Here is a 15,821-nt window from a genome sequence, read left to right as displayed (position 1 = left end):
GGGGTTGTGTGGTGCGGAGTTGCATAATTTGTATGGTCCGACGGAGACGTCGGTGGATTCGACGGCGTGGGTGTGGCCGGGGTCGGGTTCTGGTGGGGGTTCTGGTCAGGGTTCGGGTTCGGGTGGGGTGGTGCCGTTGATTGGTGGTCCTATTTGGAATACGCGGGTGTTTGTGTTGGATGGGTGGTTGCGGCCGGTGGCGCCGGGTGTGGTGGGGGAGTTGTATATCGCGGGGGTGGGGTTGGCGCGTGGGTATGTGGGGCGGGCTGGGTTGACGGGGGAGCGGTTTGTGGCGTGTCCGTTTGGTGGGGTGGGTGAGCGGATGTATCGGACGGGGGATTTGGTGCGGTGGGTTGGGGGTGGGGAGTTGGCTTTTGTGGGGCGTGTGGATGGTCAGGTGAAGGTGCGGGGGGTGCGGGTTGAGCCGGGTGAGGTGGAGGCGGTGGTGGGGTCTCATGTGGGGGTGGGTCAGGTGGTGGTGGTTCCGCGGGAGGATGTGCCGGGGGACGTGCGGCTCGTCGCCTACGTCGTACCCGACAGGGAAGCCGACGAGGCCGAAGCCGCCGCACTGCCAGGGGTGTTGCGTGCACACGCGAGCCGACGGTTGCCGGAGTACATGGTGCCGTCGGCGGTGCTGGTCCTGGACGAGCTGCCGTTGACGGTGAACGGGAAGCTGGACCGGGCCGCGTTGCCGGCACCGGAGCATTCGTCCGCCGGTGGGCGGGGCCCGGGGTCGGTGGCCGAGGAGCTTGTCTGCCAGGCCTTCGCGGAAGTGCTCGGTGTCGAGCGGGTGGGGGTGGAGGACAACTTCTTCGAACTGGGCGGGCATTCGCTGTTGGCGGGCTCGCTGGTGCAGCGGCTGGGCGAGCGGGGCCTCGGGGTGTCGGTGCGTGTGCTGTTCGAGGCGCCGACACCGGCGGCGCTGGCGGCGTCGAGCAGCGGTGGCGGTGCGGTCGAGGTGCCTGCGAACGGCATCCCGGAGCAGGGTGTGGAGGTGATCACGCCGGAGATGCTGCCGCTCGTCGAGCTGACGGCCGCGCAGGTGGAGTCGGTGTGCGAGTCGGTCGAGGGCGGGGCGGCGAACGTGGCGGATGTGTATCCGCTGGCGCCGTTGCAGGAGGGCATCTTCTTCCATCATCTCCTCGCCGGGCCGGGTGAGGCGGACGCGTATCTGATGCAGATGGCGCTGGCCTTCGACGCTCGCGAACGGCTGGACGGGTTCCTGGCGGCGTTGCAACAGGTGGTGGACCGGCATGACATCTGCCGCACGGGAGTGGTGTGGGAGGGGTTGCCGGAGCCGGTGCAGGTGGTCTTGCGCCGGGCCCAGCTTCCGGTGACCGAGCTGACGTTGCCGGAAGGCGCTGATGCGGCCGCGGAGCTGTTGGCCCAGGCAGAACAGTGGATGGATGTGCGGCGCGCACCGTTGCTGCGTGTGTACGCGGCTGCCGATCCCGATGGTTCGGGGCGGTGGCTGGGGCTGGTGCAGGTGCATCACCTGTTGCAGGACCACACTGCGCTGGAGGTGGTGCTTGGTGAGGTCGCGGCGTTGATGGAGGGGCGCGGGGATGAGTTGCCGGTGCCGTTGCCGTTCCGTGACTTTGTGGCGCAGGCGCGGTTGGGGGTTCCGCGTGCGGAGCATGAGGAGTTCTTCGCTGAGCTGCTGGGTGATGTGACGGAGCCGACGCTGCCGTTCGGTCTGGCTGATGCTCGTGGTGACGGTACGGGGGTGCGGTCGGCGCGGCTGGTGGTCGATGACGAGCTGGCGGGGCGTGTCCGGGAGAGTGCGCGTGGGCTGGGAGTGAGTCCGGCGACGTTGTTCCACGTCGCGTATGCGCGAGTGCTGGCGAGTCTGGCGGGGCGATCGGATGTGGTGTTCGGAACAGTGTTGCTGGGTCGGATGAATGCGGGGGTGGGCGCCGAACGGATTCCTGGGCCGTTCATCAACACGCTTCCGGTGCGGGTGGACGTGGCGGGCCTGGATGTGGTGGGCGCGGTGCGGGCGATGCAGGGGCAGTTGGCCGGCCTGCTGGTGCATGAGCATGCTCCGCTCGCGCTGGCGCAGAGCGTGAGTGGTGTCCCGGCTTCGGCCCCGTTGTTCACGTCGTTGTTCAACTATCGGCACGACGGGCGCTCGGCGCGTGGTGGTGCTACGGGTGTTGAGTTGTTGTTCGCGCAGGAGCGGACGAATTATCCGCTGGCGGTTGCGGTGGATGATCTCGGGTCTGGGTTTGCTGTGGTGGTTGATGCGGTGGCTCCAGGGGATGCCGGGTTGGTGTGTGAGTTGGTGCAGGTGGCGGTGGGGGAGCTGGTGGGGGCGTTGGAGGATGCGCCGGGGGCGGCGTTGAGTGGTGTGGGTGTGCTGCCGTCGGTGGTGCGGGGGCAGGTGGTGGATGGCTGGAACAGCGGTTTGGTGTCTCCGGTCTCTGAGGTGTCGTGGGTGGAGTTGTTCGGTGAGTGGGTGGTGCGGGATGCGGGTGCGGTGGCGGTGGTGTGTGGTGAGGAGCGGCTGACTTACGGGGAGTTGGATGAGCGTTCTGGTCGGTTGGCGGGTGTGTTGGCGGGCTTGGGTGTGGGGGTGGAGTCGGTGGTGGGTGTGGTGTTGGAGCGGTCGGTTGATGTGGTGGTGGCGTTGTTGGGGGTGTGGAAGGCGGGGGGTGCGTATGTGTTTGTTGATCCGTCGTATCCGGTGGAGCGGGTGGGTGTGGTGCTGGCGGAGGCGGGGCCGGTGTGTGTGGTGACCGTCGGTGCTCTGGCTGGTGGGTTGCCGGGTGGTGTGGGTGTGCCGGTGGTGTGTGTGGATGATCCGGGCGTGGAGTCTGCGCCGGTGGTGGCGGGTCCTGTGGGTGCTGGGCCGGGTGGTGCGGCGTATGTGATGTTTACGTCGGGGTCGTCGGGGGTGCCGAAGGGTGTGGTGGTGTCTCAGGGTGCGGTGGTGGGTTTGGTGGTGGCTTTGGGTCCGGTGTTGGGTGCTGGTCCTGGGGTGGGTGTGTTGCAGTTTGCGTCGTTCGGGTTTGACGGTTCGGTGCTGGATGTTGCGGTGACGTTGGCGTCGGGTGGCCGTCTGGTGGTGGCGTCGGAGGCGGAGCGGGCGGATGTGGGGCTGCTGGCTGACCTGGTGGTGCGGGAGGGGGTGAAGGTGGCGAGTGTGGTGCCCTCCCTCCTGAGCGTGGTCGACCCCGCGGGGGTGCCCGGTGTGGAGCGGGTGCTGGTGGGTGGTGAGCTGTTGTCGGCTGAGGTGGCTCGGGTGTGGGCGGATGGTGGCCGGGTGTTGGTGAACACGTATGGGCCGACGGAGTCGACGGTGATGGTGACTGCCGGGCAGGTGCCGGAGGGTGGGGTGGGTGTGCCGTCGGTGGGTGGGCCGGTGGCGAATGCGCGGTTGTTTGTGCTGGACCGGTTCCTGGAGCCGGTGCCGCCGGGGGTGGCGGGGGAGTTGTATGTGGCGGGGTTGCAGTTGGCGCGTGGGTATCACCAGCGGCCGGGGCTGACGGGGGAACGCTTTGTGGCGTGCCCGTTCGGCGCTTCGGGTGAGCGGATGTACCGGACGGGTGACCTGGCGCGGTGGACCACGGACGGACAGTTGATGTTCGTGGGGCGTGCGGATGACCAGGTGAAGGTGCGTGGGTTCCGGGTGGAGCCGGCCGAGGTGGAGGCGGTTCTGGCGGCGCATCCGGGGGTGGGGCAGGTGGTGGTGGTCGCGCGTGAGGATGTGCCGGGTGACAAGCGCCTGGTCGCCTACGTGGTGCCCGAGGGCGACGGTCCGCTGAACGGTGATCTGCGGAGCTTCGTGGCTGAGCGGCTGCCGGAGTACATGGTGCCCTCTGCCGTCGTGGTGCTCGATGAGCTGCCCTTGTCGGTGAACGGGAAGCTGGAGCGGGCGGCCCTGCCCGCGCCGGAGTATTCGTCTGCGGGTGGGCGGAGCCCTGCCACGGTGGCCGAAGAGCTGGTGTGCCAGGTGTTCGCGGATGTCCTGGGCGTCGACCGCGTGGGGGTGGAGGACAACTTCTTCGAGCTGGGTGGGCATTCGTTGCTGGCGGTGTCGTTGGTGCAGCGGTTGCGTGAGCGTGGGTTCGGGGTGTCGGTGCGGGCGTTGCTGGTGGCGCCGACCCCGGCAGGCTTGGCTGCGGCCGGTGCTGGTGGCGAGGGTGTGGTGGAGGCACCTCCGAATGGCGTCCCGGAGCAGGGTGTGGATGTGATTACGCCGGAGATGCTGCCGCTGGTGGAGCTGACAGCCGCGCAGATCGACTTGGTCTGTGAGTCGGTCGAAGGTGGGGCGGCGAACGTCGCCGACGTGTATCCGCTGGCGCCGTTGCAGGAGGGCATCTTCTTCCATCATCTGCTGGCCGGCCCGGGTGAGGCGGACGTATACCTCGTGCCGATGGTGCTGGGCTTTGACAGCCGTGAGCGGCTGGATGGGTTCTTGGCTGCGTTGCAGCGGGTGGTGGACCGGCACGACATCTATCGGACCGGGCTGGTGTGGGAGGGACTGCCTGAACCGGTGCAGGTAGTCGCACGCCGTGCGGTGGTTCCGGTGACCGAGGTGACGTTGCAGGAGGGTGGTGGGGACCCGGCCGCCGCGCTGCTGTCGGTGGCGGGAGAGTGGATGGACCTGCGGCGGGCGCCGTTGGTGCGGGTGCACGTTGCGGCCGAGCCGGGGAAGCCGGGCCGGTGGGTGGCGTTGGTGCAGGCGCATCACTTGTTGCAGGACCACGCTGCGTTGGAGGTGGTGCTGGGCGAGGTGGCGGCGTTCATGGCTGGGGACGGTGACCGCCTCCCGGAGCCACTGCCCTTCCGTGAGTTCGTGGCTCAGGCTCGGTTGGGGGTGCCTCGCGCGGAGCACGAGGCTTACTTCGCGGAGCTGTTGGGTGAGGTGACGGAGCCGACGCTGCCGTTCGGATTGGCCGATGCTCGTGGTGATGGTTCCGGTGTGCAGCGGGCGCGACTGGCAGTGGATGACCTATTGGCCCACAGGGTGCGGGAGCGGGCCCATGGGCTGGGTGTCTCTCCGGCGACGTTGTTCCATGTGGCGTGGGCACGAGTGCTGGCGAGTCTGACCGGCCGGACGGACGTCGTGTTCGGGACTGTGCTGCTGGGCCGGATGAACGCCGGGCGGGGCGCGGACCGGATCCCGGGACCGTTCATGAACACTCTGCCGGTGCGGATGCACGTTGATAAGGATGTCATCGGTGCTGTGCGGGCGATGCAGGACCAGCTGGCCGACCTGCTGGTGCACGAGCACGCCCCGCTGGCCCTGGCGCAGAAGGCCAGCGGTGTCCCAGCCTCCGCTCCGCTGTTCACCTCCCTGCTGAACTATCGCCACACCCAGCTGTCGGGTGAGCATCCCGGCGACGGCGATCTGAACGGCATCGACGGCGTGACGATGGTTTACGGGAGAGGTGTCACCAACTATCCGCTGGCCTTGGCAGTGGATGACACGGGGACCGGGTTCCGGCTGACAGCCGATGCACTTCAGCCTGCTGATCCCGAGTTGGTGTGCGGGTTGATGCACACGGCGGTCGGGAGTCTTGTCGAGGCTTTGGAGAGCGCGCCGGGCACGGGGCTGCATGGGCTTGAGGTGTTGTCGGAGGGTGAGCGGGGGCGGGTGTTGGTTGGGTGGAATGAGTCGGGTGTGGTGGAGGCGGCGGGTGTGGTGCCGGAGTTGTTCGGGGAGCAGGTTGCGCGGACTCCGGATGCGCCGGCGGTGGTGGGTGTGGGGGAGTCGTTGTCGTATGGGGAGTTGGATGAGCGGGCGTCTCGGTTGGCTGGTGTGTTGAGGGGGCGTGGGGTGGGGCCTGAGTCGGTGGTGGGGGTGTTGTTGGAGCGGTCGGTTGATGTGGTGGTGGCGTTGTTGGCGGTGTGGAAGGCGGGGGGTGCGTATTTGCCGGTTGATCCGGAGTCTCCGGCGGACCGGGTGGCGTGGTTGCTGGAGGATGCGGGCCCGGTGTGCGTGCTGACGAGTGCGGAGTTGGCGGGTGGGTTGCCGGAGGGTGTGGCGGTGCTGGTGGACGAGGCGGCGACGGCCAGTGAGCTGGTGGAGCCGGTGCGGGTGGGGGTGGGGCATGCGGCGTATGTGATCTATACGTCGGGGTCGACGGGGCGGCCGAAGGGTGTGGTGGTGTCGCATGGGGCGTTGGCCAACTATGTGGCGTGGTGTGTGGGGGCGTATCCGGGGGTGCGGGAGAGCAGTCTGCTGCATGGGTCGGTGTCGTTTGATCTGGGTGTGACGGGGTTGTATGCGGCGTTGGTGTCGGGTGGGTGTGTGTTTGTGTCGGGGCTGGATGAGGGTTTGCCGGGGGTGCTGGGTGGGCGTCGTCTGGGCTTCTTGAAGGTGACGCCAAGTCATTTGCCGTTGCTGGAGGCGTTGCCGGGGGAGTGTGTTCCGACGGGCGAGTTGATGGTGGGTGGGGAGGCTCTCGGTTGGGGTGCGGTGCAGGGGTTGCGTGAGGCGCATCCGGCTGTGGTGGTGGTGAATCACTATGGGCCGACGGAGGGGACGGTTGGTTCGGCGCACTATGTGGTTGGTTCCGATCAGGGTGTGGGTGTGGGTTCGGTTCCGATTGGTCGGTCGTTCGCGACGACGAGGACGTTTGTGCTGGACCGGTTCCTGGAGCCGGTGGCGCCGGGTGTGGTGGGTGAGTTGTATGTGGCGGGGGTGCAGTTGGCCCGCGGGTATCACCAGCGTCCGGGGCTGACCGGGGAACGTTTCGTGGCGTGTCCGTATGGCGGGCCGGGTGAGCGGATGTATCGGACGGGGGATTTGGTCCGGTGGACGTCGGACGGGCAGTTGGTGTTCGTGGGGCGTGCGGATGACCAGGTGAAGCTGCGTGGTTACCGCATCGAGCCGGGCGAGGTCGAGACCGTACTGGTGGCGCATCCCGCGGTGGAGCGGGCGGTGGTGCTGGTCCGTGAGGACGCTCCTGGCGACCGGCGTCTGGTGGCCTACGTCGTTGCCGACGCTCGGGCGGTCGGGAGCGGTGACCTGCGCGGGTTCGCGGCCGAGCGGCTGCCGGAGTACATGGTGCCGTCGGTGGTCGTGGTGCTCGACGCGGTGCCGTTGACGGTGAACGGGAAGGTGGACCGGGCGGCGTTGCCGGTTCCCGAGTTCTCGTCTGCGGGTGGGCGGGGTCCTGCCACGGTTGTTGAAGAGCTGGTGTGTCAGGTGTTCGCGGATGTGTTGGGTGTGGAGCGGGTGGGGGTGGAGGACAACTTCTTCGAGCTGGGCGGGCACTCCCTGCTGGCGGTCACCTTGGCGTCCCGGCTGCGTGAGCGCGGGTTCGGCGTGTCCGTGCGGGCCCTCCTGATGGCACCGACGCCGGCCGGCCTGGCCGCGGCCGCGAGCACCGGTGGCGGCGGTGCGGTGGACGTTCCGCCGAACGGGATTCCCGGGGAAGGTGCGCAGGTCATCACGCCGGAGATGCTGCCGCTGGTGGAGCTGACGGCGGCGCAGATCGACCTGGTCTGCGCGTCGGTTGAGGGCGGCGCAGCGAACGTAGCGGACGTGTATCCGCTGGCGCCGTTGCAGGAGGGCATCTTCTTTCACCACCTGCTCGCCGACTCGGGCGACGCGGACCCCTATCTCCTCTCTCTCGCTCTGGGCTTCGACAACCGTGCGCGGCTGGACGGGTTCCTGGCCGCGTTGCAGCAGGTGGTGGACCGGCACGACATCTATCGCACCGGGGTGATCTGGGAAGGGCTGCCCGAGCCGGTGCAGGTGGTCTGGCGGCGTGCCGTCGTCCCCGTCAGAGAGGTCGTCCTGCCCGGGAACGGTGACGCGGCGGCCGAGCTGCTGGAGGTCGCCGGACGGTGGATGGACGTGCGGCGGGCGCCGTTGCTTCGGGTGGTTGTGGCGGCCGACCCGGCGACGGGGCGCTGGGTGGCACTGGTGCAGGTCCACCATCTCTTGCGCGATCACACGGCTCTGGAGGTGGTGCTGAGCGAGGTCGCCGCGCTGCTGGACGGGCGCGGGGACGAGTTGCCGGTGCCGATGCCCTTCCGGGACTTCGTGGCCCAGGCGCGGCTGGGCGTGTCCCGCGCGGAGCATGAGGAGTACTTCGCCCAGCTGCTGGGTGACGTCACGGAACCGACACTGCCGTTCGGCCTGGCCGATGCCCATGGCGACGGTTCCGATGTGCAGCGGGTGCGGATGGCGGTGGACGACCTGCTGGCGCGGCGGGTACGGGAGGGGGCGCGTGCGCTGGGGGTGAGTCCGGCGACGTTGTTCCACGTGGCGTGGGCGCGGGTACTGGCGAGCCTGGCCGGCCGGACGGACGTGGTGTTCGGGACCGTGCTGCTGGGCCGCATGAACGCGGGGGCGGGTGCCGAGCGGATTCCCGGCCCGTTCATGAACACGCTGCCAGTACGGATGGACGTAGCGGATCTGGACGCTCTCAGCGCGGTGCGGGCAATGCAGGAACAGCTGGCCGGCCTGCTGGTGCACGAACACGCCCCCCTCGCCCTGGCACAGAAGGCCGGCGGTGTACCGGCCTCGGTGCCGCTGTTCACCACGCTGTTCAACTACCGTCACGGAAACCGTGTCCCCGGGGACGACACCCACGCCGGCGGGATGGCCGGCATGACGGTCCTGTCGACCGAGGACCGGACGAACTACCCATTGGTGGTCTCGGTAGATGACTCCGGGACCGGCTTCGTGCTGACGGCCGGGACGGCGACACCGGGCGATCCGGAGCTGGTGTGCGCGTCGCTCCACACCGCCATCGAAAGCTTGATCGACGGGTTGGAGGAGGCGCCGTCGACGCCGCTGCCCGCGCTGGAGGTGTTGGCACCCCGGGACCGTTCGCGGGTGCTGGAACAGTGGAACGACACCACGAGGACGCTGCCCGACGTCACGGTGGTCGACCTGTTCGAGCGACAGGTGTCGCGTACCCCCGACGCACCGGCGGTGATCTGCGGGGACGAGGAGATCAGCTACGCCCGCCTCGACGCCCGGGCGTCACGACTGGCCCGGGTGCTGGTGGAACGCGGTGTCGGCCCGGAGTCGGTGGTGGCGGTCGCGATGGACCGCTCGATCGACCTGGTCGTGGCCCTGCTGGCGGTGCTGAAGGCCGGCGGCGCATACCTCCCCGTTGACCTGGCGTACCCGGAACAGCGCGTCGCCTTCATGCTCGCCGACGCGCGTCCGGTGTGCGTGATCGCCCGCCCTTCGTGGCGGGAGGAAGGGGCCGCCGGACTGGGCCTGCCGATGATCACGGTCGACGGACACGGCATCGGGGACCGTGTCGGCGACGGTCCTGACCCGGCCGAGGGCACCGAGGCCGCTGCGGGCGGCGGTCAGCGCCCCCTGCTCCTCCCCGCCCACCCGATGTACGTGATGTACACCTCCGGTTCCACCGGCACCCCGAAGGGAGTCACGGTCACCCACGCGGCGGTGGTCAATCACGTGCTCGCCCGTGTCGCGGAGTTCGGATGGGACCGGACGGACCGCCTGATGCTCACCGCACCCATGGGCTTCGACCCCTCGGTGTGGCAGACGTTCTGTCCCCTGGTGATCGGCGCGAGCTTGGTCATCGCGCCCACCGGGAGTACGGCCGACCCCGCTCACCTGGTGGAACTGGTACGCCGGCACGACGTGACGGTGCTACACCTGATCGCCTCGGCCCTGGTCGGCGTCCTGGAGGAGCCGACCGTGTCCGGCCTCTCCACCCTGCGGCAGCTGGCCAGCGGCGGTGAGGCGGTACCCGGAGCCCTGCGAGACCGGGCCTTCGCTCTGTTCCCGCACATCGACCTCGTCCAGGGCTACGGTCCGGCCGAGACGTGCATCGCGGTGACCTGGCACCGCTGCTCCAGGGAGGAAGGGACCCTCCCGCCGATCGGCGGTCCCGTCGCCAACACCCGCCTGTACGTGCTGGACCGCTACCTGCGGCCGGTCCCGCCCGGTGTCGCCGGTGAACTGTACGTCGCGGGGCTGCCGCTGGCCCGCGGATACCACCATCGTCCGGGGCTGACCGGAGAGCGTTTCGTGGCATGCCCGTACGGCGGCGCCGGTGAGCGGATGTACCGGACCGGCGACCTGGTGCGGTGGCGTACGGACGGTGTGCTGGTGTTCATGGGACGGGCCGATGACCAGGTGAAGATCCGTGGTTTCCGGATTGAGCCGGGTGAGGTCGAGGCTGTGCTGGCGGCGTATCCGGGGGTGGTGCAGGCTGCGGTGGTCGCCCGTGAGGATGTGCCGGGTGACAAGCGCCTGGTCGCCTACGTCGTGCCCGAGGGCGACGGCCCGGCGGACGGTGACCTGCGGAGGTTTGCTGCTGCCCGGTTGCCGGAGTACATGGTGCCGTCGGCGGTGGTAGTGCTGGATGAGCTTCCGTTGTCGGTGAACGGGAAGCTGGACCGGGCGGCACTCCCCGCGCCGGCCTACACGTCCGCCGGCGGTCGGGGTCCTGCCACGGTGGCCGAAGAGCTGATGTGTCAGGCGTTCGGTGAGGTGTTGGGTCTGGAGTGGGTGGGGGTTGAGCAGGACTTCTTCGAGTTGGGTGGGCATTCGTTGTTGGCGATGCGGTTGGTGTCGCGGTTGAGGGTGGTGTTCGGGGTTGAGGTGGGTGTGCGGGTGTTGTTCGAGGCGTCGACGCCGGCGGGGCTGGCGGCGCGGATCGCGGGTGCGGGTGCGGCGCGGGTGAGTCTGACACCGTGGGTGCGGCCTGAGCGAGTGCCGTTGTCGTTCGCCCAGAGGCGGTTGTGGTTCCTGGCGCAGATGGAAGGGCCCAGCCCCACTTACAACATGCCGACAGCACTGCGACTGTCCGGGCAGATCCACGTAGACGTGCTGAGGTCGGCGCTCGGGGATGTGCTGGCGCGCCACGAGGTACTGCGTACGGTCTTCCCCGCGCACGATCACGAGCCGTACCAGCGGGTGCTGGACCTCGCCGAGGTCGGGAACGTCCTTCGGGTCGTCCAAGCCGCCGACGAGGAGCGGGCCGCGGAACTGGTGGCGGCCGAGATCGGCCACGGCTTCGACCTCTCGGTCCAGATCCCGGTACGAGCCCTGCTGGTCAACACCGGTCCGGCTTCCTCGGTGCTGGTCGTGGTGTTCCACCACATCGCGGGAGACGGCTGGTCCATGGGGCCGTTGGCACGGGACATCTCGATGGCGTACGCGGCGCGGTGCGAGGGCCGTGCACCCGGGTGGGAACCGTTGCCTGTCCAGTACGCGGACTACACCCTCTGGCAAAGGGACCTGCTGGGAGAGGAGGACGATCCGGACAGCCTCCTCGCCTCCCAGGTCGGCCACTGGCGGCAGGCACTGGCCGGGGCACCCCAGGAGCTGAACCTGCCGACGGACCGGCCGCGGCCGACGGAGGCCTCGTACCGGGGCCACACGATGCGACTGGACATCCCGGCGGAGGCACATGCCGAGCTCGCCTCCCTGGCCCGCCGACGAGGTGTCACGCTCTTCATGGTCGTCCAGGCCGGTCTGGCGGTGTTGCTGTCGCGGCTGGGCGCCGGGGAGGACATCCCGATCGGCACCGCGGTCGCCGGGCGCACCGACCAGGCCCTGGACGGCCTGGTCGGATTCTTCGTCAACACCCTGGTGCTGCGTACGGATGTGTCGGGGGACCCGACCTTCGGCGAGGTCCTGGACCGGGTACGCGAACGCGACCTGCAAGCGCTGGAGAACCAGGATCTGCCGTTCGAGCGGCTGGTCGAACTCATGGCACCGCCGCGCTCCATGGCACGCCATCCGCTGTTCCAAGTCATGCTCACCTTCCAGAACAACGCCCCCGCGACCCTCGACCTGCCTGGCGTGCGGGCCGAGGCATACACCGGCGGACCGCTCCCGGCGAAGTTCGATCTCGACGTGACGCTGGCGGAGGTCTTCGAGGACGGTCGACCGACGGGCCTGCGGTGCTCGGTCGTCGGGGCGGCCGATCTGTTCGACGCCAAGAGCGTCACGGCACTCGGGCACCGGCTGCACCGCCTGCTGACGAAGGTGGCCGCCGACCCGGACGTACGGCTCCACGAGATCGATGTCCTGTCCGAGGACGAGCGCAGCCTGCTCCTCCCGGAGTGCCAGCGGGAGCGCGAGCCGGATGATGGCATGCCGGTCGCCGCGAAGGTGACGCTGCCCGGACTCTTCGAGGAACAGGCGGCACGGACGCCGGACGCCGTGGCCTTGGTCTCCGGTGACCAGAGCATGACCTACGGAGAACTCGACGAGCAGGCGAACAGGCTGGCACGGATCCTGACACGGCGCGGGGTGAGGCCGGAGTCCGTGGTGGCGGTGCTGATGGACCGGTCCGCGGAACTGGTCGTGGCCTTGCTGGCCGTACTCAAGGCCGGTGGAGCCTACCTGCCGGTCGATCCCGCCTACCCCCGGGACCGGATCGCGTACGTACTGGAGGACGCGGAGCCGGTGTGCGTGCTGACCACCGGCGCGCTCGTGGATGTGCTGCCCGCCGGTCCGGTGGTCCCGGCCTTGGTGCTGGATGACCTCGATGTGACGGCCGCTCTCGCGACGGAGTCGTCCGCGGATCTGCGCGCGGCGGACCGGCCGGATACGGGGACGACCGGAGAGCACCCGGCGTACGTGATCTACACGTCCGGGTCGACAGGCGCACCGAAGGGTGTGCTGGTGACGCACCGCAACGTCGCGACGTTGTTCGGCGCGCTGCGCCGGCGGTTCGGCTTCGGCGCCGACGACGTGTGGTCGTGGTTCCACTCCTTCGCGTTCGACTTCTCGGTGTGGGAGATCTGGGGGGCCTTGCTGCACGGAGGCCGGCTCGTGGTGGTGCCGCACCACGTGTCGCGGACCTCCGACGCGTTCCTACGGCTGTTGGCCGAGGAGCAGGTGACGGTCCTGTGCCAGACTCCATCGGCCTTCTACGAGTTGATGCGCGCCGAGGAATCCGGGCCCGCGACCGAGGACTGGTCCTCGTTGCGGTGGGTCGTCTTCGGCGGCGAGGCGCTGGACGTGGAGCGGCTGGACGGCTGGTGGACGCGTCACCGGCCCGACGAACCGACCCTGGTGAACATGTACGGAATCACCGAGACGACGGTGCACGTCACGGTTGAGGTCGTGAATCCGCCCGCGGGTGCGGGTGCGGGTGCGGGTGTCGGCGCTGGCGCGTCGCGGGGAAGTGCGGTCGGTCGGGCGATTCCGGGTCTGCGTGTCTTCGCCCTGGACCGGCATCTGAAGCTGCTCCCGCCAGGCGTCACGGGCGAGCTGTACGTGGCCGGCGGCCAACTGGCACGGGGATACGCGGGCCGGGAGGGCCTGACGGCCGAGCGTTTCGTGGCATGCCCGTACGGCGTGCCGGGTGAGCGGATGTATCGGACCGGTGATCTGGGCCGGTGGACTGCTGATGGGCGGCTGATGCACATGGGACGGGCCGATGGCCAGGTGAAGATCCGTGGTTTCCGGATTGAGCCGGGTGAGGTCGAGGCTGTGCTGGCGGCGTATCCGGGGGTGGTGCAGGCTGCGGTGGTCGCCCGTGAGGATGTGCCGGGTGACAAGCGCCTGGTCGCCTACGTCGTGCCCGAGGGCGACGGCCTGGTGGACGGTGACCTGCGGAGGTTTGCTGCTGCCCGGTTGCCGGAGTACATGGTGCCGTCGGCGGTGGTGGTGCTGGATGAGCTTCCGTTGTCGGTGAACGGGAAGCTGGACCGGGCGGCGCTGCCGGTGCCGGCGTACTCGTCTGCCGGTGGGCGGGGTCCTGCCACGGTGCCTGAAGAGTTGGTGTGTCAGGTGTTCGCGGAGGTGCTGGGCGTCGAACACGTTGGGGTGGAGGACAACTTCTTCGAGCTCGGTGGGCATTCGTTGCTGGCGATGCGGTTGGTGTCGCGGTTGAGGGTGGTGTTCGGGGTTGAGGTGGGTGTGCGGGCGTTGTTCGAGGCGTCGACGCCGGCGGGGTTGGCTGCGCGGATCGCGGGTGCGGATGCGGCGCGGGTGGGTTTGGCGCGGTGGGAGCGGCCGGGCCGGGTGCCGTTGTCGTTCGCCCAGCGGAGGTTGTGGTTCCTGGCGCAGATGGAAGGGCCCAGCCCCACCTACAACATGCCGGTGATACTGCGTCTGAGTGGGCAACTCGACACCGAGGTACTGGAGGCAGCGCTGGGCGATGTCATCGCTCGGCACGAGGTGCTGCGCACGGTGTTCCCCGCTCACGATGACGAGCCGTACCAGCAGGTGCTGGACGTGGACAGGGTGGGACGCATCCTGCGGACCGCCGAGGTCGCGAGCCAAGGAGAGGCCGCCGCCCTGGTGGCCGCGGAGATCGGTCAGGGGTTCGACCTCGCGGCCGAGATCCCCCTGCGTGCGCTGCTGATCCGCAGCGGGACGGATGTCCACCGGCTGGTCGTGGTGATCCACCATGTCGCAGGAGACGGCTGGTCGACGGACCTGCTGGCCCGGGACCTGTCGGCCTCCTACGCGGCGCGGCGCCAGGGCCAGGAGCCGGAGTGGCTGCCGCTGCCGGTGCAGTACGCGGACTACACCTTGTGGCAGCGCGAACTGCTCGGCGACAAGGACGATCCGGAAAGCCTGCAGGCAACTCAGATCGCCTACTGGCGTGAGGCACTGCAGGGTGCCCCGGAGGAGCTGCGGCTGCCGGCGGACCGCCCACGTCCGACGGTGCCCACCCACCGGGGGCACGCGATCACGTTCCACCTCCCGGCCACCGTGCAGGAGGAGTTGACGGCGCTGGCACGCGAGCAGGGTGTCACGTCGTTCATGGTGGTGCAGTCGGCGTTGGCGGTACTGCTGTCCAGGCTGGGGGCGGGCGAGGACATCCCGATCGGCACCGCGGTGGCCGGACGAACTGACCAGGCACTGGACGGACTGGTCGGCTTCTTCGTCAACACCTTGGTCCTGCGGACCGACCTGACGGGCAACCCGAGCTTCACCGACGTACTGGCCCGCGTGCGCGAACACGACCTGGCCGCTCTCGACCACCAGGACGTACCGTTCGAGCGGCTGGTCGAAGTGCTCGCCCCGACCCGGGTACGCGCCCGGCACCCCCTCTTCCAGGTCATGCTCACCGTCGAGAAGGCAACCGAGGCGGCACTCGAGCTGCCCGGCATCCGGACGGAGGCTCAGCTGCCCGAGGGCAAGCCGGCCAAGTTCGATCTCAGCGTCACTGTGACCGAATCGCATGACGACGACGACCGCCCGGCCGGCCTGAGCTGTTCGTTGACGGTCGCGGCCGACATGTTCGACCGGACGACCGCGGACACCATCGGACAGCGGTTCGCACGTGTCCTGACCAGCGTAGTCGCCAAGCCTCAGGCACGCGTACGGCAGGTCGACATCCTCACTGACGCCGAACGGCGACAGATCCTCGGCGGGTGGAACACCACTGCGGAGCCCCAGACCGTATCGGACCTGTTCGAGCGGCGGGTGGTGCGGGATCCGGGTGCGGTTGCGGTGGAGCAGGGTGGGGTGGGTGTGTCGTATGGGGAGTTGAATGCTCGTGCGAATCGGTTGGCGCGGGTGTTGGTGGGTGAGGGGGTGGGTGCGGAGTGTGTGGTGGCGGTGTCGTTGGAGCGGTCGGTTGATTTGGTGGTTGCTTTGCTTGCTGTGTGGAAGGCGGGTGGGGCGTATGTGCCGGTGGATCCTGGGTGGCCGGCGGCGCGTGTGGGTGTGGTGTTGGGGGATTGTGGTGTGCGTGTTGCGGTGGCGGATGTGGGTTCGGGTGGTGGGGTGTTTGGTCGGGTGGCGGGTGAGTGTGGTGTGCGGGTGGTGGGGGTGGGGGCTGGTGTGGGGTTGGATGAGGGTGATTTGGGTGTGGGTGGGTTGGGGGGTGTGGCGGCGTATGTGATGTATACGTCGGGGTCGTTGGGGGTGCCGAAGGGTGTGGTGGTGTGTCAGCGGG

At 69.0% G+C, this 15,821-nt stretch carries 1 protein-coding gene; it reads left to right on the top strand.

The window, feature by feature from the left end:
• Window positions 1-4 precede the first annotated feature (4 nt).
• Window positions 5-15,821: amino acid adenylation domain-containing protein (locus ACGF3J_RS38460; protein WP_393856097.1), on the top strand; the 15,817-nt coding region annotated here is incomplete at its 3' end.

The organism is Streptomyces sp. NPDC048171 (genome assembly GCF_043202655.1).
GTDB lineage: Bacteria > Actinomycetota > Actinomycetes > Streptomycetales > Streptomycetaceae > Streptomyces.
Note: the sequence above shows the minus strand (reverse complement) of the source record. Positions and strands in the feature narration are given on the sequence as shown.